19 protein-coding genes are annotated in these 18,720 nt (G+C 69.6%); 9 read left to right on the forward strand and 10 right to left on the reverse strand.

The window, feature by feature from the left end:
* Positions 1-16: 16 nt before the first annotated feature.
* Positions 17-1,411 carry an amidase gene (locus EIZ44_RS12535; protein ID WP_134728644.1) on the forward strand — a complete coding sequence of 465 codons (1,395 nt, stop codon included), beginning with the start codon at positions 17-19 and terminating at the stop codon, positions 1,409-1,411.
* Here EIZ44_RS12535 and EIZ44_RS12540 read toward each other — a convergent pair.
* Positions 1,405-1,680, reverse strand: a complete 276-nt coding sequence (locus EIZ44_RS12540; RefSeq protein ID WP_037812259.1) for a hypothetical protein — start codon at positions 1,678-1,680, stop codon at positions 1,405-1,407. The genes EIZ44_RS12535 and EIZ44_RS12540 overlap by 7 nt on opposite strands.
* 139 nt (positions 1,681-1,819) lie before the next feature.
* On the opposite strand from EIZ44_RS12540, the gene EIZ44_RS12545 reads away from it, so the two are divergent.
* The gene (locus tag EIZ44_RS12545) at positions 1,820-3,052 is read left to right on the forward strand and encodes an NADH:flavin oxidoreductase (RefSeq protein ID WP_134728645.1); all 1,233 of its coding nucleotides are present in this window, start codon (positions 1,820-1,822) and stop codon (positions 3,050-3,052) included.
* Between the two features lie 473 nt (positions 3,053-3,525).
* Here the strand turns inward: EIZ44_RS12545 and EIZ44_RS12550 are convergent, their stop codons facing one another.
* Complete coding sequence (locus tag EIZ44_RS12550) at positions 3,526-4,350, reverse strand: SDR family NAD(P)-dependent oxidoreductase (protein ID WP_134728646.1); 825 nt, start codon at positions 4,348-4,350, stop codon at positions 3,526-3,528.
* A 69-nt stretch (positions 4,351-4,419) separates the two neighbouring features.
* On the opposite strand from EIZ44_RS12550, the gene EIZ44_RS12555 reads away from it, so the two are divergent.
* The 3 genes from EIZ44_RS12555 to EIZ44_RS12565 are packed head-to-tail and all read left to right on the forward strand — an operon-like array spanning position 4,420 to position 7,086.
* Positions 4,420-5,190 carry an SDR family oxidoreductase gene (locus tag EIZ44_RS12555; RefSeq protein ID WP_037812255.1) on the forward strand — a complete coding sequence of 257 codons (771 nt, stop codon included), beginning with the start codon at positions 4,420-4,422 and terminating at the stop codon, positions 5,188-5,190.
* A 13-nt stretch (positions 5,191-5,203) separates the two neighbouring features.
* A complete protein-coding gene (locus EIZ44_RS12560; protein WP_037812253.1) occupies positions 5,204-6,409 on the forward strand; it encodes an acetyl-CoA C-acetyltransferase in 1,206 nt (401 codons plus the stop codon).
* A gap of 53 nt (positions 6,410-6,462) precedes the next feature.
* A complete protein-coding gene (locus EIZ44_RS12565; RefSeq protein ID WP_051728900.1) occupies positions 6,463-7,086 on the forward strand; it encodes a flavin reductase family protein in 624 nt (207 codons plus the stop codon).
* 10 nt (positions 7,087-7,096) lie between these two features.
* Here the strand turns inward: EIZ44_RS12565 and EIZ44_RS12570 are convergent, their stop codons facing one another.
* On the reverse strand, positions 7,097-8,659 hold the full coding sequence (locus tag EIZ44_RS12570; RefSeq protein ID WP_338081060.1) for an AMP-binding protein: 1,563 nt from the start codon (positions 8,657-8,659) through the stop codon (positions 7,097-7,099).
* A 73-nt stretch (positions 8,660-8,732) separates the two neighbouring features.
* Here EIZ44_RS12570 and EIZ44_RS12575 point away from each other — a divergent pair, with 73 nt between their 5' ends.
* Positions 8,733-9,344 carry a TetR/AcrR family transcriptional regulator gene (locus EIZ44_RS12575; protein WP_078870430.1) on the forward strand — a complete coding sequence of 204 codons (612 nt, stop codon included), beginning with the start codon at positions 8,733-8,735 and terminating at the stop codon, positions 9,342-9,344.
* Positions 9,345-9,349: 5 nt separating this feature from the next.
* Here EIZ44_RS12575 and EIZ44_RS12580 read toward each other — a convergent pair whose 3' ends face one another.
* From EIZ44_RS12580 to EIZ44_RS12610, 7 genes are read right to left on the reverse strand one after another with little or no spacing between them, the layout of a single operon-like run.
* The gene (locus EIZ44_RS12580) at positions 9,350-10,120 is read right to left on the reverse strand and encodes a CoA-transferase subunit beta (RefSeq protein WP_134728647.1); all 771 of its coding nucleotides are present in this window, start codon (positions 10,118-10,120) and stop codon (positions 9,350-9,352) included.
* Positions 10,117-10,989, reverse strand: a complete 873-nt coding sequence (locus EIZ44_RS12585) for a CoA transferase subunit A (RefSeq protein ID WP_134728648.1) — start codon at positions 10,987-10,989, stop codon at positions 10,117-10,119. Before EIZ44_RS12585 ends, EIZ44_RS12580 begins: the two co-directional genes overlap by 4 nt.
* Positions 10,990-11,015: 26 nt before the next feature.
* Positions 11,016-11,447 (reverse strand): VOC family protein, encoded by a 432-nt coding sequence (locus EIZ44_RS12590; RefSeq protein WP_043835628.1) that lies wholly within the window; start codon positions 11,445-11,447, stop codon positions 11,016-11,018.
* Positions 11,444-12,502 (reverse strand): acyl-CoA dehydrogenase family protein, encoded by a 1,059-nt coding sequence (locus tag EIZ44_RS12595; RefSeq protein WP_043835627.1) that lies wholly within the window; start codon positions 12,500-12,502, stop codon positions 11,444-11,446. The genes EIZ44_RS12590 and EIZ44_RS12595 overlap by 4 nt, the downstream gene beginning before the upstream one ends.
* Complete coding sequence (locus EIZ44_RS12600) at positions 12,502-13,455, reverse strand: acyl-CoA dehydrogenase family protein (RefSeq protein WP_134728649.1); 954 nt, start codon at positions 13,453-13,455, stop codon at positions 12,502-12,504. The genes EIZ44_RS12595 and EIZ44_RS12600 overlap by 1 nt, the downstream gene beginning before the upstream one ends.
* On the reverse strand, positions 13,452-14,606 hold the full coding sequence (locus tag EIZ44_RS12605; protein ID WP_134728650.1) for an acyl-CoA dehydrogenase family protein: 1,155 nt from the start codon (positions 14,604-14,606) through the stop codon (positions 13,452-13,454). Before EIZ44_RS12605 ends, EIZ44_RS12600 begins: the two co-directional genes overlap by 4 nt.
* Positions 14,603-15,481 carry an enoyl-CoA hydratase gene (locus tag EIZ44_RS12610; protein ID WP_037812239.1) on the reverse strand — a complete coding sequence of 293 codons (879 nt, stop codon included), beginning with the start codon at positions 15,479-15,481 and terminating at the stop codon, positions 14,603-14,605. The genes EIZ44_RS12605 and EIZ44_RS12610 overlap by 4 nt, the downstream gene beginning before the upstream one ends.
* Before the next feature lie 96 nt (positions 15,482-15,577).
* Between EIZ44_RS12610 and EIZ44_RS12615 the strand changes: the two genes are divergently transcribed.
* Genes EIZ44_RS12615 through EIZ44_RS12625 form a run of 3 tightly spaced genes read left to right on the forward strand, consistent with a single transcriptional unit; the run spans position 15,578 to position 18,718 of the window.
* On the forward strand, positions 15,578-16,756 hold the full coding sequence (locus EIZ44_RS12615) for an acyl-CoA dehydrogenase family protein (protein ID WP_134728651.1): 1,179 nt from the start codon (positions 15,578-15,580) through the stop codon (positions 16,754-16,756).
* A complete protein-coding gene (locus EIZ44_RS12620; protein WP_134728652.1) occupies positions 16,753-17,553 on the forward strand; it encodes an SDR family oxidoreductase in 801 nt (266 codons plus the stop codon). Before EIZ44_RS12615 ends, EIZ44_RS12620 begins: the two co-directional genes overlap by 4 nt.
* A gap of 13 nt (positions 17,554-17,566) precedes the next feature.
* Positions 17,567-18,718: an acetyl-CoA C-acetyltransferase gene (locus EIZ44_RS12625; protein WP_134728653.1), complete on the forward strand. Its 1,152-nt coding sequence runs from the start codon at positions 17,567-17,569 to the stop codon at positions 18,716-18,718.
* Positions 18,719-18,720 lie beyond the last annotated feature (2 nt).

Below are 18,720 nucleotides of genomic sequence, written 5' to 3' on the forward strand. Positions count from 1 at the left end.
CTGAGGAGACCTCGCTGTGTCCACCCTTTCAGCCCTCGACACCGCCGCCGCCATCCGCCGCGGCGACCTGTCCGCCCGGGAAGCCGCCGAGCAAGCGATCGTCCGCATCGAGGAGGCGAATCCGCAGCTCAACGCCGTCGTCGGCCGTCGCTTCGAAGCCGCGCTCGCGGAAATCGACGCCGGACTCCCGGACGGCCCGCTCACCGGAGTCCCGTTCCTGGTCAAGGATCTCGGTGCCGAAATCGCCGGTCTCCCCGCGACCCAGGGCAGCGCGCTCTTCGCCTCTGCGGTGTCCACAGTGGACAGCGAACTGATCGGCCGCTACAAACGCGCCGGTCTGGTCATCCTCGGCACCACCAACACCCCGGAGTTCGGCCTCAACGCCAGCACCGAACCGCAACTGCACGGCCCCACCCGCAACCCGCACGACCCGTCCCGCTCACCCGGCGGCTCCAGCGGCGGTTCCGCAGCCGCCGTCGCCGCGGGCCTGGTCCCCGCCGCCCACGCAACCGACGGCGGCGGCTCGATCCGGATCCCGTCAGCCATGTGCGGTTTGGTCGGCCTGAAACCGAGCCGCGGCCGCACCACCGGCGCCCCCGACTCCGGCACCCTCGCCGCCCCGGTCTCCGTCGCCCACGCGGTGACCACGACTGTCCGTGACAGCGCAGCCCTGCTGGACGCGATCGCCGGACCACTCCCGGGTGAAGCCTTCGCCGCCCCGACGTCTCCCGGCACCTTCCTCGACGCGACCCGCCGCACCCCCGGCCGCCTCCGCATCGGCCTGGCCACCCAAGCCCGAACCGGCGTCGACCCGCATCCGGCGTGTCTCGCCGCGGTGCAGCAGACGGCGAAACTGTGCGAGGAACTAGGCCATCACGTCGAGGAAACCGTGGCCCCGTTCGACTTCCCGGAAGTCCGCACGACCGGCGGAGTGCTGATGGGCGCGGACCTGGTGGTGATCGTCGAAGACCGGCTGGCCGCCCTGGGCCGCGAACTCCGGCCGGGCGATGTCGAGCCGTTCACTGAGCTGCTGCTGGACCACTACCGGGGCTTGACCGCCAACCAACTCCACCGCGCACTGCGACGGGCCCAGGAGATCGGGTGGGAGGTCGGGCAGGTCTTCACCTCCTACGACGTGCTGCTCACGCCGACGTTGCCGCTTCCGACTCCGCCGCTGGGCTTGCTGGACACGACGGATCCCGCGTCGATCTATGAGCACGCGGCTGGGTTCTCGGCGTGGACCAGCGTTTTCAACGTGACCGGAATGCCTGCGATCTCACTCCCACTCGGGAGCGACGATGACGGCTTGCCGTTGGGGGTGCAGTTCGCGGCGGACCTGGGGCAGGAGGGGTTGTTGCTGTCGCTGGCGGCGCAGCTGGAGGAAGCGGCTCCCTGGCCGGTCCCTCAGTAGCGGTATGCGGGCGACGCACTACTCAGCAGCTGCGCCGTGATGACGATGATCCCGATCGAGGTCACGATCGCCCACATCACGACAATGGTGGCGATGACCAGCGCGTGCCGTCGGATCGCCGCGAGCTGGCCCAGGATCTCCAGGTTGATCCGGTTCGCGTAGTCCGTCGGCCCGTCCGTTTCGGACGCTTCCTTGAGCCGCTCGGCGATCGCGACGGGTCCGGTGAACGCGTCGGGGTGATAGCGGGGACGCGGCTTGAAATCGGTCATGGGCGGTTTCTCCTCCGGTGAGGCATGAAGAGAAGTCGCCGGGCCCGGCCGCGGCGTTACCGCACTCAAGAGCCCGCCGCTCTCCCGGTCACCGAGATCGTGGGAGCGGGCCGCACCCTCCGTTTCCTACCGTGGCAGGGTGACTTCCACGACCACCACCCCGCCCGATCCGCTGGCTCCTGCCCGGCTCGGGCCGGTGCAGTTGCGCAATCGCGTTGTCAAGGCGGCGACCTACGAGGGGCTCAGCCATCACGGCCGGGTCACCCGGGATCTGGTCGATTTCCACGTCGGCTACGCGAAGGGCGGCGTCGGGATGACGACGGTCGCCTACTGCGCGGTCGCCAAGGAAGGCCGCACCGACCGGCATCAGATCTACTGGACCGACGAATCCCTCCCTGGACTGCGCGTGCTCACCGACGCGGTGCACGCCGAGGGCGCGGCGGTCTCGGCGCAGATCGGGCACGGCGGGCCGGTCGCGAATCCGAAGGGGAACGGGCTGCCCGCGCTCGCGCCGAGCCGGTACTTCCACAAGACGACGCTCAGTTTCGCCCAGGAAATCGACCACGCGGGCATCGAACGCGTCAAACGCGCCCACGCCGACGCGGCCCTGCGCGCCATCGAGTGCGGCTTCGACGCGATCGAGGTCCACTTAGGACACAACTACCTGATCAGTTCCTTCTTGAGCCCGAAACTCAACCATCGCAACGACGAATACGGCGGCTCGCTGGAAAACCGCGCCCGGCTCGCGCGCGACACGATGCGTGCGGTGCGCGACGCCGTCGGCGACCGGATCGCGGTGATCGTGAAAATGAACATGGACGACGGCGCACCCGGCGGCTTCTGGCTCGACGAAGCCATCCCGGTGACGCAATGGCTCGAAGCCGACGGCACCTGCGACGCGCTCGAAATGACCGCCGGATCGTCGCTGCTCAACCCGATGTACCTCTTCAAAGGGGACGCGCCGGTCCGCGAGTTCGCGGCGGTGATGCCGCAGCCGCTGAAATTGGGCGTGCAGGCGGTCGGGAAGCATTTCATTCGCGAATATCCTTACCGGGACGCGTTTCTGCTCGAGGACGCGCGGCAGATCCGGGCGGCGGTGAAGCTGCCGATGGTGCTGCTCGGCGGGATCACCGACCGCGCGGCGATGGATTTGGCGATGCGGGAAGGGTTCCAGTACGTCGCGATGGGGCGGGCGTTGCTGCGCGAGCCGGATCTGGTGAACCGCATCGCTGCGGAGCCGGAGACGCCGTCGTTGTGCATCCACTGCAACAAGTGCATGCCGACGAACTTCACCGGGACGCGGTGCGTGCTGGTGGACCGGACTACGACCCGGGGCGCGGACTGGGGACAGCCTGCGGGGTACGTGGGCTGAGCGGTTCGTGAGTGTTCATACCGGTTCTAACCGGCATGAACACTCACGAGGCACCGTTCGGGTTGCCGCCCGGCTGGTCGGCTGCGCGTGGGCCGGGCGGGGGTTGGCGGCTCGTGGGAGGGGCCGTGGTGGTGCGCGGGCTGGGCGAGTGGTGGCGGATGGGCGGAGTCGCGGTGCGGCCAGGACGGGGCCGCGATGGTGCGATGGCGGGGCCGACGCGGGGCGAGGGACGAATCCGTGGTGCGGCGAGGGCAGGGCTGTGGCGGGGTGAGGACGGTCTGTAACGGGGTGAAGGCGGGGCTGTGGCCGGGGCGAGGGCGGGCTGTGGGGGAGTGAAGACGGGGCTGTAGTGGGTGAGGACGGGTCGCGGTGAGGTGAAGGCGGGGCCGTGACGGGCCGAGGACGGGCAGCAGTGAGGCGAGGACGGGGCCGTGGTGGCGTGAGCCGAAGGGAGCCGGACCCGCCTCACCGCCTCACGTTTGCCGTGGAAAGTTCGTGAACCCCTTCCGGTTCGTCCGCAAATACCATCCCGAAGCCGCGAGCGTCCCGCCGTCCACCGGGATCGTGTGGCCGGTTACGTAGGAAGCCGCGTCCGTCGTCAGGAACTCGATCACCTTCGCGTACTCGTCCACGTGCCCGAACCGGCCCAGCGGCACCCAGGTTTCGATCGCGGCCGGGTCGTTGTCGCGCAGCATCGCGGCGGCGGGTGTCTGCTGGCTGTCCGCGAGGTCCGGCGCGATCGCGTTCACCCGCACGCCATGCCGCCCGACCTCGACGGCCAGGCTCTTCGTGAACGCCGAAACCCCGGCGTTGTAAGCGGAATACACCGCGTGTCCGGGGATGCCGCGAAACGCTTCCACCGTCGAATTGTTCACGATCACGCCGGAGCCCTGCGAGATCATGTGCGGCAGCACCCGGTGCGTGAGCTTGAAGACGTGCAGCAGGTTCAGTTCATGCAAGCGCGCCCACTGGTCCGGCGTGCTGTGCAGGAAATCCCGGGAAGCGGGGCGGAAATCGCCGACATTGTTGACCAGGACGTCGATCCGTCCGTCGCCCAGGCGCAGGGCCGCGGCGGTGACGGCCTCGACCGCCTCGTCCGTCACGATGTCGCCGATGACCGTTTCGCACGCGCCGCCGGCCGCCTCGATCTCGGCGCGCGCGGCGGCAGCGGCGGGGGCGTCGATGTCGTTCAGCACGACCAGGTCCCCGCGCGCGGCGAGGCGGCGGCTGGTCGCCCCGCCGATCCCCAGCGCGCCCCCGGTGACGATGCTGACTCGCCGGATTGCTTCCTGTGGCATGGAAAACCTCCTCGTCCTCAACCTAGCATTTGTTTGGTAAGCTGAGCGCTCCCGGCGAGAAGGAGCAGCATGCCAGTCAGCTTCGACCTGACCGATCGCGTCGTCCTCGTCACTGGCGGAGCGCGCGGAGTCGGCGACGGCATCGTGGCGACGTTCCTCGAAGCGGGTGCCGAGGTCGAGATCTGCGGACGCACGGAACCCGGGCAGCTGCGCGAGGCGGACGGCCGCAAGCCGCGGTTCACGCAGGTCGATGTGCGGGAGCCGGAGCAGGTCCGGCAGTGGCTGGAGGAGATCGGCGAGCGGCACGGACGGCTCGACGTCGTGGTCAACAACGCGGGCGGCGCGCCGTTCGCGCAGTTCGCCGAGGCGTCGCCGCGGTTTCACCGCAAGATCAACGAGCTCAACTTCCTGTCCGCGGCGTATGTCCTCCAGGCGGCGCATCCGATCCTGCGCGAGACGCCCGGGGCGTCGGCGGTGAACATCACGTCGATTTCGGCGCGGCGGCCCAGCCCGGGCACCGCGGTGTACGGCGCGGCGAAGGCGGCGCTGGAAAGTCTCACGACCAGCTTGGCGGTCGAGTGGGCTCCGCGGGTGCGGGTCAACGCGGTCAGCTGCGGATTGGTCGAGACGCCGGGTTCCGAGGACCACTACGGCGATCCGGCACAGCGCGACGCGGTCGCCCGGACGATCCCGCGCGGACAGTTCGCGTCGCCGGCCGAGGTCGGCCAAGCCTGTTTGCTGCTCGCGTCGCCGCTCGCGAGCCATGTCAGCGGAGCAGTGCTCAATGTGGACGGAGGCGGCGAATGGCCCGCTTTCCTCCAGCACACCCCGAACGCCTGAGGAGGACCTCGCTGTGCCCGAAGCCGTGATCGTCTCCGCCGCCCGCTCGCCGATCGGGCGGGCGTACAAGGGATCGCTCAAGGACCTGCGGCCGGACGACCTCGCCGCGCAGATGGTCGAAGCCGCGCTGGCCGCGGTCCCGGAGGTCGGCCGGATCGACGACCTGATGCTCGGCTGCGCGCAACCGGCCGGGGAACAGGCGTACAACCTCGGCCGGATGGTCGCGCTGCGGCTCGGTCTCGACGCGGTGCCCGGCACGACGGTGCATCGCTATTGCGCGTCCTCGCTGCAGACCACGCGGATGGCGATGCACGCGATCCGCGCCGGCGAGGGCGACGTGTTCGTCTCAGCGGGCGTCGAGTGCGTTTCGCGGTTCTCCCAAGGGAAAGCCGACGGCATGCCGGACACGAAGAACCCGCTTTACGCCGACGCGATGGCTGTGACGGAGAAGCGGGCCGCCGGTGGTCTGCAATGGACAGACCCGCGGAAAGACGGCGCGCTGCCGGACGTCTACATCGCGATGGGCGAGACCGCGGAGAACGTCGCGGACCATTGTGGAGTGTCCCGATCGGATCAAGACGCCTTCGCGGTGCGCAGCCAGAATCTCGCCGAGGCGGCGGGGGAGTTTTGGCAGAAGGACATCACGCCGGTGACCTTGCCGGACGGCACTGTGGTGTCCACAGACGACGGTCCGCGCGCGGGCGTGACGCTGGAGAAGGTATCTCAACTGAAGCCGGTGTTCCGTCCAGACGGGACGGTTACCGCGGCGAACTGCTGCCCGCTCAACGACGGAGCGGCCGCGCTGGTGGTGATGAGCGACGTCCGGGCGCGCGAACTGGGGATTCAGCCGCTGGCGCGGATCGTCGCCACCGGGGTGTCGGCGTTGAGCCCGGAGATCATGGGGCTGGGTCCGGTCGAGGCGAGCCAGCAGGCGTTGGGCCGGGCCGGACTGTCCGTTGAGGACGTTGACCTGGTGGAGATGAACGAAGCCTTCGCCGCGCAGGTGCTGCCGTGCGTGGACCAGCTGGGCCTGGACCTCGACCGCGTCAACGTGCATGGCGGGGCGATCGCCCTGGGGCACCCGTTCGGCTCAACGGGCGCGCGAATGGCGACGACGCTGCTGCACGGGCTGCAGGCGAGGGACGCGACCTTCGGCCTGGAGACGATGTGCGCGGCGGGCGGCCAGGGCATGGCGATGGTGCTGGAGCGGCTCGCCTGATCGCGCGGGACGGTTCGGTGCCCGCCGAACCGTCCCGCCGCCAGGATGCGGTCATGGATTCCGTCGTGATCGACCCGCCGGTGCTCTACCCCGGCACCCCCGTCGTGCTGCTGTCCAGTGCGAACGCCGACGGGACGACCAACCTGGCCCCGATGTCGTCGGCCTGGGTGCTCGGCCGCACCGCCGTGCTCGGCTTCGGCAGCACCGGCCACACCTTCGCCAACCTGCGCGAGCGGCCGGACTGCGTGCTGAACTACCCGAGCGCCGAACTGTGGCCCGCCGTCGAACGCTTGGCCGGGCTGACCGGTGCTCCCGTGGTGCCGGAGCACAAGGCAGGCCAGTTCCGGACCGAACGCGACAAATTCGGCGCCGCCCGTCTGACCCCGGTCCCGGCCGACCTCGTCGCGGTCGACCGAGCCGCGGAATGCCCGCTCCAGGTCGAATGCCGGGTGACGGCCGTGCGGCATCCCGGCGACCCTGGTCTCGGCATCGTCGAAGCCGAGGTGCTGCGGGTGCACGTCCATCCGGCGCTCGCGGAACCGGACCTCCGGCATATTCGCGTGGCTGCTTGGGAGCCGTTGTTTTACGTGTTTCGCCACTACGTCGGCCGGGGGCCAGAACTGGGGCGGACTTTCCGGGCCACTACGTCGGAGCCCGCTCCGCTGAGTTCCCGGTGAGCCGCGACCGTCAGGCCAGTTCCCGCTTCACGATCTTCCCGCTCGCGTTCCGCGGCAGCTCCGCGATCGCCACGAACTCGCGTGGCACCTTGAAGTTCGCCAGCCGTTCCCGGCAGTACTCGCGCAGCCCCTCCGCGTCCAGCTCGACCCCCGCCCACAGCGTCACGTAAGCGCGCCCCACCGAGCCCATCCGGTCGTCGTCCACGCCGATCACCGCGGCTTCCACGACGTCCGGGTGGGTGCTCAGCACGTTTTCCACCTCGGCCGGGTACACGTTGAACCCGCCCACGGTGAACATGTCCTTGAGCCGCCCGGTGATCTTGACGCAGCCGTGTTCGTCCAGCTGTCCGACGTCGCCGGTGTGCAGCCAGCCGTCGGCGTCGATCGCCGCTGCGGTCGCGTCCGGGTCGTCGAAGTAGCCGAGCATCACGAACTCGCCGCGGATGAGGATTTCGCCGTCCGCGCCGACCGGCACGTCCTTGCCCTCGCTGTCGACCGCGCGGATCTCCAGGCCGGGCACCGCCGGGCCGGTCGTGTGGGCGACGTGGCGGGGGTCCTCGTTCGGCCTCGACTGGGTCGCCACCACGCATTCGGTGAGTCCGTACGCCTGCGCGACCTGCTCGAAGCCGAGGATTTCCAGCATGTCCGAGAACAGGTTCTCCGGCACCGAAGCCGCGCCGGCGATCGCGAAGCGCAGGGACGACAGGTCGAATTCGGTGCGGCGCGGGTGGTTGATCAGCGTGGTGAAGATGGTCGGCGCACCGGGCAGCACTGAGATGCCAACTCGCTCGACTAACTCCATCAACGCGACCGGGTCGAACGTCAGCACCGGGTAGATGGTCGTGCCAGCGGTGATCGCCGCGACCACCCCGGCCTTGTAGCCGAAGGAGTGAAAGAACGGGTTGACGATCGCGTAGTTGTCGGCGGGAGTGAGCGACGCGCCCTTCGCCCAGACATCCGCGACACCGATCGTCTGGGCGTGCGTGCTCATCACGCCCTTGGGCACTCCGGTGGTGCCCGAGGTGTAGAGAATGTCTGCCACCGTCGAAGGCGTCACCACGGATTCGTCGACAGCGGGCACCGACTCCGCCCCGGCGAGGAATTCGTTCCACGGCAACGCGACGCCGTCCGATCCGAGGTCGATCACGGTGTGCAGTTGCGGAAGTCCAGGCACCGCACCGGAGCCGCCCGAACGGGAGGCGGCTTCGGTGAGCATGCCGAGATAGTCGTTGCCGAGGAATCCGTTGCACAGCACCAGCACCGACGCACCGGACCGTTCCAGCACCACCCGGGCTTCCTCGCCGCGATACCGGGTGTTGATCGGCACCAGCGCCGCGCCGAGGCACTGCGCGCCCAGGAACGTCAGGATGAACTCCACCCGGTTCGGCGACCACACCGCGACCCGGTCGCCGGACCGGACGCCGACCGCGGCCAGCGCGCGGGAAACCACCCGCACTTGCTCCCGCAATGCGGTCCAGGACAGCTGTGTCGTACCGTCGACCACAGCCGGGGCGCCGCCGTGGCGGCGGGCGGCTTCGTCGAGCAGGGCGGGCATCGTGCGAGGTGTCGACACGCGGGTCTCCTCACTGAACAAGTGCTTGTTCGGTAGCATAGGGGAAAGCAGCGGGCAGGAAGGGATCCATGCGATGACTCCGCGAACCGGCCGGGCCCCGGTCAAGAACGGCGGCACCCGGCGCGGCGAGCTGCTGGGCATCGCCGCTCAGCTCTTCGCGACCCGGGGCTATTCCCAGACCACCGTCCGCGACATCGCCGACGAGGCGGGCATCCTTTCCGGGAGCCTGTACCACCATTTCGCGTCCAAGGAGGACATGCTCCGCGAGATCCTCAAGGAGTTCATGGACGACCTGCTGGCCGCGTTCACCGAGATCGCCGGGAAGGACGGCACGCCGCGCGAGCAGTTCGACGCGCTGGTGTACACCGCTTTCGCGACGATTCACGAGCGGCCGTTCGCGGTGGCGCTCTACCAGAACGAATCGGCCGTCGTCGGCAGCCTCGCCGATTTCGAATTCGTCGGGAAGACGTCGCTGAAGATCGAAAAACTGTGGCTCGGCGTGCTCCAGGCGGGCCGCGAGACCGGCGAATTCCGCGACGACCTCGAGGTGAGCCTCGTGTACCGGTTCATCCGGGACACCGTCTGGTCGTCGGTCCGCTGGTACAACCCGCGCGGGAAGCTCCGCCACGACGTCGTGGCGGAGCAGTACCTCGCGATGCTGTACGGCGGTCTGCTCGCCGGCTGAGCGGTTCAGGACCGGGGCTCCTTGACCTCCCGGTCCCGGGCGTTCTTCGGGTCGAGCACGGTGCGGATCAGGTCCAGCTCGTGCTCGTCCGGCACCCGCGACATGCCCGCGCCGCTGAAGTCCAGCTCGAAACCGGTGTTCGCGCGCACCTCTTCTTCGGTGACGCCCGGGTGCAGCGAGCGCACCTTCAGCCGGCCGTCCTCGTCGTAGTCGAGCACCGCCAGGTCGGTCACCACGACGCCGAGGTCGTGGAACCGCAACGCCGTCGACGCGTGCGAGCGGGCCCGGTCGTTGCCGACCCCGGACACCACGTCCACCCGGTCCACGAACACCCGGTTCGAATGCCGGCTCACCCAGTAGTCGGTGCGGTGGTTGACCGTGTTCCCCGGCGCGCCGCGCATGCCGATGAGCTGGCGTTTCGGCTTCCGCCAGTCGCCGATCAGCGAGATGTTCTGGTTGCCGAACCGGTCGATCTGGCTCGCGCCCATCATCGAATGCCGCCGCCCGGTGTTGAGGATGTCGAAGATCCGCCCGAACGGGGCCCAGCCCTCGACGGTCCCGCCCGCCGCCGCGGTCTTGCCCAGCGGCGGCGGGTCGGCCATGAAGTGGCATTCGCCGTCGGACAGCACCAGTTCGGGGGAGTGGGTGAGCCGCGCCAGCCGCGCGCTGACCGCCGGGACCGTGCCGACCGCGTGGGCCAGCACCTCGCCGGAGCCGCGCCACGCGTCGGAGCACGCGGCGATGCAGACCTCGGCGCGGGTTGCGGGGGCACTCATGCGGACTCCTTCTCGGTCGCGCGGTGGAAGGCGCGCACTGCTTCGTGGTAGCTGGCCTCGTCGCCGGTCAGGAAGGTCTCGCGGAACTGCTTCCACGCGACCTCGTCCTGCGCCGACTGGGCGTAATGCCGCTGGAACGCCTCGTCGCGGCCGTAATCCGGGTCGCACGAGGTGAAGTGCGCGCCGTTCGGGGCTTCGATCACGCCGTTCACGAACATCCGGCTGATCAGCAGCGACGTCGACCGCTCGGTGGCGGTGAGGTCCTCGGTGTCCACGATCTTCTCGACGCTCAGCAGCGTTTTGCCCGACGCCATCGCGAACAGGTCGTCGAAATACGGGTCTGGGCCGAGGAACTGGCCGTTGCCGAGGGTGTCGCTGCGGTTGAGGTGCAGCAGCGACACGTCCGGGCGCACCGCGGGCACCGCGATGTAGACGTCGTCGTCATAGGGCGACGCGACCGTCTTCAGCTCCGGGTTCATCAGCAGCACGTCGCTTTCCAGCCCGGCCCGAGTCGGCAGGAACGACAGCCGGTTGGCGCCCGCCCGGAGCGCCGCGACGAACATGCCCTCGTCGTACTCCGTCGTCTCGACCCGGCCGCCCTCGCGCGCGGCGCGGAAATGCGGGTCGAGCGGGATCGTGTCGAGCGAGACGAACCCGTAGATCACCCGGCGCACCTTGCCCGCCGCGCACAGCAGCCCGACCTCGGGCCCGCCGAAAGTGACCAGCGTGAGGTCTTCGACGTCGCTGCGCAGCAGTTCGCGCACCATCGCCATCGGCTTGCGCCGCGACCCCCAGCCGCCGATCCCGACGGTCATCCCGGACCGGACGTACTCGGTGACGCCGTCCAGGGTCATGGACTTGCCGCCCATTCGTTCCTCCAGTGTGTTCGTCTTGCTCAGGCGGGCAGTTGCACCAGTTCGACGCGGACCCGGTCCGGATCGAGCACGTACACCGCGCGGCAGCCCGCCATCGGGTGGCTCGTGACGATCGGCTCCGAGATCGCGGCGACCCCGCGTCCGCGCAGCCGTTCCAGCGTCGCGTCCAGGTCGGCGACGGTGATCGCGACGTGCGCGGCGCCCGCTTGCCCGTGGTCCGGGTCGATCCGCTCCGGCGACCCGTTTTCGTACTGCAGCAGCTCGACCACCGTGTCGCCGTCGCCGGTCGACACGAAGCTCTGCCGCACGATCACTCCCGGGTATCCGGTGACCTCGTCGATCCGCGGCCCGCTGCGCTCGAACGGGCCTTCGACGCTGCCGCGCAGCAGGTCGCGGTAGAACTCGGTCGACGCGGCGAGGTCGTGCACGGTGATTCCGACGTGGTGGATCATGCGTCGCTCCGGAGCCGGGCCCGGTGCTCGCGGGCGTCGCCGAAAAGCTGCGCCAGCGCGTGCGCCCGCTTGAAATACAGCTGGGCGTCGTGTTCCCAGGTGATCGCGATCCCGCCGTGCAGCTGGACGGTTTCCGAGGCGACCGCGGTGAAAGCCTCGCTGCACCACGATTTCGCGTACGCCGCCTGCTGGACGACGTCGTCGCCGTTGCTCGCCGCGAATCCGGCCGCCCAGGAGATCGAGCGCGCGGTTTCGACCTGCACCAGCATGTCCGCGACCCGGTGTTTCAACGCCTGGAACGAACCGAGCGGGCGGCCGAACTGTTCGCGCTCCTTGAGATGCGCGACGGTTCGGTCCAAACAGGACTGTGCACCGCCGACTTGCAGTGCGGTGCAAGCGATCGCGGCGATGGCGTGCAGCCGGGGGAGCGCTTCGGCGAAGTCGGCGGCGAGCAGGGTCGCCGGGGTGTCGCGGAACTCCACCTTGGCGAACCTGAGCGTCTGGTCGACCGCCGGGGTCGCTTCAGGCGTCGCGGAGGCTTGGAACAGCGCAGGGCGTCCATCTGCCATGGCAACCACGAGCAGGTGAGATGCCTGCGCACCGTCCAGCACCAACGTCGCGGTGCCGTTCAGCACGCCGGAGGACGCGACCACGTCCGAACCGTCGGTCCGATGCCGTCCGCCGCGGTCCGCCCAGGCCAGCGCGACGACCTCGCCCGCCGCGATCCCGGGAAGCAGCTCCGGCGCGTCCGCGGCCAGCAATGCTTGTGCGGCAAGCACACCCGACCCCAGCAGCGGCGACGGGGTCAGGCTCGCACCCAGCTCCTCCAGTACGACATGTGTCTCGAAGAGGCTGAACCCGGCCCCGCCGTACTCCTCGGGGATGGCCAGCGCCGCGATGCCGATCTGCTCGCACAACGCGGCCCACAGTTCGGTGTCGTATCCGGAGGGGGAGTCGATCGCCGCCCGCAGATCGGTCTTCGCGGCCCGCCGGGTGACCAGCCCTCGGACGGCGGCGGCGAGTTCCCGCTGCTCGTCGGTCAGCGCGAAGTGCATCAGCGGTCCCTCATCAGGCTCTCCAGCACCCGCGCGCGGTGCACGGCAGGCGTGCCCCAGCAGCCCACGAGCGCCCGGACCCGCAACAGCCACAGGCTCAGGTCGCACTCGAGCGTGTAACCGATCGCGCCGTGCAACTGCAGTCCGGTGCGCGCGGCGAGCTGCGCCGCGTCCGACGTCGCGACCTTCGCTGCCGAGATCGCCCGAGCACTGGGTTCGCGGGCCGCGCCGAGCACCAGCGGACGGGCGAAGTCGAGCGCCACGCGGACGTCGGCGGCGGCGTGCTTGAGTGCTTGGTACTCGCCGATCACGCGGCCGAACTGACGGCGCTGACCGAGGTAGGCGACGGTGTCGGCCAGCATCCGTTCGCCGCAGCCCAGCAGCTCCGCGGCGCAGGCGAGGCTGGCGAGATCGAGCGCCTGTGCGCGGGTTTCCGGGGAAAGCGGCTGAACGTCGGCACCGGCGGTCACCTCGAACAGATGCCGGGAGGGATCGACCGACTGCAGCGAGCGGCCGATTTCCGCCCGAGCCAGCGAATCGCCGACCACGAAGACGTCCGTCGCGACGTTGGCATCCAGCGCGTACGGAGTGTCCGGCGCGCTCGCGAAGGTCACCACCGCGTCGCCGGAAGCCAGCGCGGACAGCAGCGAAGCGTCGGTGAGCAGCGCGGGCGCGGCGGCGATCGACTCGATCACCGGACCCGGCACGCCGTGGTATCCGAGTCGTTCGAAAGCGACGACGAGATCGACCGGAGTCCCGCCGACGCCGCCGTGTTCCTCGGGCACGCCGAGCGCGGTCACGCCCAGTTCGGCGAGCTGTTTCCACAGCAGCAGCCCGGATTCCGGCCGGTCGGCCGCCCAGGACCGGTTGACGCCGGGGACGTCGGCCGCGCCCAGCAGGGCGTCCAGCGCTTCGGCGAACGCGCGCTGTTCGGCGGACAGCCGGAACTTCATGCTTGTGCCTTCCTGCGGTCGCCGCGGGGGAGGCCGAGCAGCCGTTCCGCGACGATGTTGCGCTGGATTTCGTTGGTGCCGGCGTAGATCGGGCCGCCGAGGGCGAACAGGTAGTCCTCCGTCCACCGTCCGCGCACCTCCTGGCCCGCGCCGAGCAGGTCCAGCGCGGTTTCCTGGATGCCGAGGTCGAGCCCGGTCCAGAAGAGCTTGTTGACGCTGCCCGCCGCGCCGACGTCGCCGCCGTGCTGCACGTGGTCGACGGTGTCCCAGGTGTAGAGCCGGTAGGCCTCGGCCTTGATCCACGCGTCGGCCACGCGGTCGCGCAGGTGCGGCGCTTCGGCTCCGCGCTCGGCCCAGAGGTCGAGCAGCCGGTCCGCCGCCGCGAGGAACCGGCCCGGCGAACGCAGCGACAGGCCGCGTTCGTTGCCCGCCGTGCTCATCGCGACGCGCCAGCCGTCGCCCACCCCGCCGAGGACGTCCTGATCAGGCACGAAGACGTCGTCGAAGAAGATCTCGGCGAACCCGCAGTCGCCGTCGAGCTGGGCGATCGGCCGGACGGTGACGCCGTCCGAATCGAGCGGGAACAGGAAGTAGGTGAGCCCGCGGTGCCGTTCGGCTTCCGGATCGGAGCGGAACAGGCCGAAACCCCAGTCCGCGAACGGGGCGCGGGAGCTCCAGATCTTCTGACCGCCCAGGACCCAGCCGCCGCGGTCGTCGTCGCGGACGGCGGTGCTGCGGATCCCGGCGAGGTCGCTGCCCGCCTCCGGCTCGGACCAGGCCTGGGCCCAGATCCGGGTGCCGTTGGCGGTGCGCGGAAGGTGCCGCTGGCGCTGCTCGTCGGTGCCGTGCTCGAAGATGATCGGGGCAAGCAGCGAGATGCCGTTCTGCGCGATCCGGGTCGGCGCGCCGCTGAGGTAGTACTCCTCCTCGAACAGCACCCATTCAGTCAGCGTCGCGTCGCGGCCGCCGTACTCGGCCGGCCAGGTGACCACGGACCACCGGCCCTCGGCGAGTTTCGCTTCCCACTCGCGGTGCGCGCGGGCGCCGTCCTCGGTGTCCATCGACGGCAGCGGGCCCGGGCTGTTCTCCGCCAGCCAGGCACGGGCTTCCGCGCGGAATTCCTCTTCCGCGGCGGTGAATTCCGGGCTCATGACTCTCCCGCGGCCTTCTTGTTGGCCTTCGCCATGGAACGCGCGTCGAGCCCGGCGAGCGAATCGGTGTCCAGCTCGGCGTTGTGCGCGTGCGCGGCGTGGTGCAGGCCGAACACCGAGTCCATTCCGGACCGCATGCCCATCAGGTCTTCGGCTTGGTTGACAGCCTTCTTCGTGAGCGCGAGGCCCAGCTGCGGCATCTGCGCGATGCGCTCGGCGATGGCGAACGTCGCCTCTTCCAGCTCGGCGCGCGGCACGACGTGGTTGACCATGCCGAGCGCCTGCGCACGGTCGGCCCCGAACCGGTCGCCGGTGTAGAGGAACTCCTTCGCCGCGCGCGGGTTCATCACCCACGGGTGCGCGAAGTACTCGACGCCCGGGATGCCCATCCGCACGACCGGATCGGAGAAGAACGCGTCGTCGGAGGCCACGATGAAGTCGCACGACCACGCGAGCATAAGACCGCCCGCGATGCACGCGCCCTGCACCATCGCGATCACCGGCTTCGGGATCTCCCGCCACCGCCGGCACATGCCGAGGTAGACCTCCGACTCGCGGGCGAACCGCGAATCGACGCCCGCCCGGTCGGTGTGGTCCCACCAGATGACCGCTTTGCGCTCGAAGCTCTGGTCGATGTCGCGGCCCGGGGTGCCGATGTCGTGCCCGGCGCAGAAGTGCTTGCCGTTGCCAGCCAGCACGATCGCCTTGACGTCCGGATCGTCCACCGCCTTGGTGAACGCGGCGTCGAGCGCGTACGTCATCTTCGAGTTCTGGGCGTTGCGGTACTGCGGCCGGTTCAGCGTGACGACCGCGACCGGACCGCGCACCTCGTACGTCACGACCTGCTCGTCGGTGCTTTCTTCGGTTCCGCTCAACGCGCATCACTCCTTCTCGGTTCGGCGGCGATGCTACCAAACAAGTGCTTGGTTTGGTAGCGTGGCGGGACCGGCACCGGCGGACCAGGAGGACGGGTGGATCTTCGCTACACCCCCGAGGACGAGCAGTTCCGCGCCGAGGTGCGCGAGTGGCTCGGCGACCACCTCGCGGGCGAGTTCGCCACGCTGAAGGGCCTCGGCGGATCCGGGCGCGAGCACGAGGCGCCGGAGGAACGGCAGGCGTGGAACCAGCATCTGGCGGCGCACGGCTGGACCTGCCTCGGCTGGCCGGTCGAGTACGGCGGGCGCGGGCTGAGCCTGCTGCGGCAGGTGATCTTCCATGAGGAGTACGCGCGGTCGAACGCGCCGGCACGGGTCAACCACCTCGGCGAGGAACTGCTCGGGCCGACGTTGATCGCGCACGGCACGGACGAGCAGCGGCGGCGGTTCCTGCCGGGGATCGCCGGGGTCACCGAGCTGTGGTGCCAGGGCTATTCCGAGCCGGGCGCCGGGTCGGATCTGGCCGGGGTGCGGACGCGGGCCCGGCTGGAGGGCGGCGAGTGGGTGATCGACGGGCAGAAGATCTGGACGTCGCTCGCTCAGCACGCGCAGTGGTGCTTCGCGGTGGTGCGGACCGAGCCGGGTTCTCGGCGGCACGCCGGGCTGTCGTACTTGCTGGTGCCGATGGACCAGCCCGGGGTCGAGGTCCGGCCGATCCGGCAGCTGACCGGGACCAGCGAGTTCAACGAGGTCTTCTTCGACGGGGCCCGGACTTCGGAGTCCCTCGTGGTGGGCGCGCCCGGGGACGGGTGGCGGGTCGCGATGGCGACGCTCGGGTTCGAGCGCGGGGTGTCGACGATCGGGCAGCAGGTCGGGTTCGCCCGGGAATTGGCTGGCGTTGTGGCTGCCGCGCGGGCGAACGGGCGTTATGACGATCCGGTGGTGCGGGACCGGCTGGCGCGGGCCGAGGTCGGCCTCGAGGTGCTGCGGGTGCATGCGTTGCGGACGTTGAGTGCGTACGAGGCTGGATCCCAGGGGCCGGAGGCTTCGGTGTCGAAGCTGTTGTGGGCTCGGTGGCATCGGGAGCTGGGCGAACTGGCGATGGAGGTCCGCGGGGGTTCCGCGTTGACTGCCGCCGGTGCTTACGAGCTTGATGCTCAGCAGACGCTTTTCTTGTTCAGCCGGGCCGACACCATTTACGGCGGTTCGGACGAAATCCAGCGCAATATCATTGCCGAGCGGGTGCTCGGCCTGCCTAGGGAGCCGCGACCGTGAGCGTTAAACCGGAACAGCCCGCGCCTGATTACGTGCCGGGGCACGGGTTGCTTGCCGAGCGCGTGGTCGTCGTGACTGCCGCGGCGGGCGCGGGCATCGGGGCGGCGGTTGCCCGGCGGTGCCTGGAGGAAGGCGCCCGGGCGGTCGTGATCGGGGATACGCACGAGCGGCGGCTCGCTGAGGCGGCTGCCAAGCTGGGGGCGGAGTTCGGCGCCGAGCGGGTCGCGTCGGTGGTGTGCGACGTGACCAAGGAGGAGCAGGTCGCCGCTTTGCTGGACGCGGCCGAGCCGTTCGGCGGGGTCGAGGTCATGGTGAACAACGCCGGTCTCGGCGGTACGGCTTCGATCACCGAGATGACGGACGAGCAGTGGTCGTTGGTGCTCGACGTGACGCTTACCGGGACTTTCCGGTGTATCCGGGCGGCTTCCCGGCGGATGATCGCTCGCGGTTGCCGCGGGGTGATCGTGAACAACGCGTCGGTGATCGGCTGGCGGGCGCAGGAAGGGCAGGCGCATTACGCGGCGGCCAAGGCCGGGGTGATGGCGTTGACGCGATCGGCGGCGATGGATCTGGCTTCGTCGGGGATTCGGGTCAACGCGGTGTCGCCCAGTCTGGCGATGCATCCGTTCCTGGAGAAGGTCACCACTGCTGAATTGCTGACCGAACTGAAGGGGCGCGAGGCGTTCGGGCGGGCGGCGGAACCTTGGGAAGTCGCCAATGTGATGGTGTTCCTCGCTAGTGCTTATTCGTCTTATCTCACCGGTGAAGTCGTCTCGGTGAGCAGTCAGCATCCCTGATTCTGGAGGATTCGTGCCTGAGGCATATGTGGTGGACGCGGTTCGCACTCCGGTCGGGCGGCGCGGCGGTTCGCTCGCGGGGACGCATTCCGCGGATTTGGGGGCGCACGCGATCCGTGCGCTGGTGGAGCGGACCGGGATCGACCCCGGTGCGGTGGACGATGTCGTGTTCGGCTGTTGCGACACGGTCGGGTCGCAGGCTGGGGATGTGGCTCGGACCGCTTGGCTGGTGGCGGGGCTGCCGGAGCACGTGCCTGGGGTGACTATCGATCGGCAGTGCGGGTCCAGCCAGCAGGCGGTGCATTTCGCGGCGCAGGGGGTGATGTCGGGGACTGCGGATCTGATCGTTGCCGGGGGAGTGCAGAATATGTCTGCGATTCCGATTTCTTCGGCGATGGTGGTGGGGCAGCAGTTCGGGTTCAGCACGCCTTTTGCGGAGTCGCCTGGGTGGGTGGCTCGGTACGGTGATCAGGAAGTGTCGCAGTTCCGCTCGGCGCGGATGATCGCGGAGAAGTGGGGGCTTTCCCGGCGGTCGCTGGAGGAGTTCGCTTTGGAGAGCCATCGCCGGGCTTCGGCCGCTATCGATTCCGGCCGGTTCTCGCGGGAGATCGCGCCGGTCGGCGAGTTTTCGGTGGATGAAGGGCCTCGGCGGGATACGACGCTGGAGAAAATGGCCGGTCTCAAGCCGTTGGAGGAAGGCAGTCCGATCACGGCTGCGGTGGCGTCGCAGATCAGTGACGGGGCCGGAGCGTTGCTGATCGCTTCCGAGCGGGCGGTCGAGGAGCACGGGTTGACGCCGCGGGCTCGGGTGCATCACATCAGCGTGTACGGGGCGGATCCGGTGTGGATGTTGACCGCGCCGATTCCGGCTACTCAGCGGGCGTTGGAGAAGACCGGGCTGTCGGTGGGGGACATCGATCTGTTCGAGTGCAACGAAGCGTTCGCGCCGGTGGTTTTGGCTTGGATGCAGGAGATCGGTGTGCCGCACGAGAAGGTCAACGTGAACGGCGGCGGGATCGCGCTGGGACACCCGATCGGGGCGACCGGGGCGCGGTTGATGACCACGTTGCTGCACGAACTGGAGCGGAGTGGCGGGCGGTACGGCCTACAGGTGATGTGCGAGGGCGGCGGGCAGGCGAACGTGACCGTGCTTGAGCGGTTGTGAGC

This window comes from Amycolatopsis nivea (assembly GCF_004522235.1).
Lineage (GTDB): Bacteria > Actinomycetota > Actinomycetes > Mycobacteriales > Pseudonocardiaceae > Amycolatopsis > Amycolatopsis nivea.

What these genes read in the sequence shown, in the direction of transcription:
- EIZ44_RS12540 (WP_037812259.1), bottom strand. Translation starts at nt 1,680, where the DNA reads ATGACCGATTTCAAGCCGCGTCCCCGCTATCACCCCGACGCGTTCACC.
- EIZ44_RS12550 (WP_134728646.1), bottom strand. Translation starts at nt 4,350, where the DNA reads ATGCCACAGGAAGCAATCCGGCGAGTCAGCATCGTCACCGGGGGCGCG.
- EIZ44_RS12555 (WP_037812255.1), top strand. Translation starts at nt 4,420, where the DNA reads ATGCCAGTCAGCTTCGACCTGACCGATCGCGTCGTCCTCGTCACTGGC.
- EIZ44_RS12565 (WP_051728900.1), top strand. Translation starts at nt 6,463, where the DNA reads ATGGATTCCGTCGTGATCGACCCGCCGGTGCTCTACCCCGGCACCCCC.
- EIZ44_RS12575 (WP_078870430.1), top strand. Translation starts at nt 8,733, where the DNA reads ATGACTCCGCGAACCGGCCGGGCCCCGGTCAAGAACGGCGGCACCCGG.
- EIZ44_RS12580 (WP_134728647.1), bottom strand. Translation starts at nt 10,120, where the DNA reads ATGAGTGCCCCCGCAACCCGCGCCGAGGTCTGCATCGCCGCGTGCTCC.
- EIZ44_RS12585 (WP_134728648.1), bottom strand. Translation starts at nt 10,989, where the DNA reads ATGGGCGGCAAGTCCATGACCCTGGACGGCGTCACCGAGTACGTCCGG.
- EIZ44_RS12590 (WP_043835628.1), bottom strand. Translation starts at nt 11,447, where the DNA reads ATGATCCACCACGTCGGAATCACCGTGCACGACCTCGCCGCGTCGACC.
- EIZ44_RS12595 (WP_043835627.1), bottom strand. Translation starts at nt 12,502, where the DNA reads ATGCACTTCGCGCTGACCGACGAGCAGCGGGAACTCGCCGCCGCCGTC.
- EIZ44_RS12600 (WP_134728649.1), bottom strand. Translation starts at nt 13,455, where the DNA reads ATGAAGTTCCGGCTGTCCGCCGAACAGCGCGCGTTCGCCGAAGCGCTG.
- EIZ44_RS12605 (WP_134728650.1), bottom strand. Translation starts at nt 14,606, where the DNA reads ATGAGCCCGGAATTCACCGCCGCGGAAGAGGAATTCCGCGCGGAAGCC.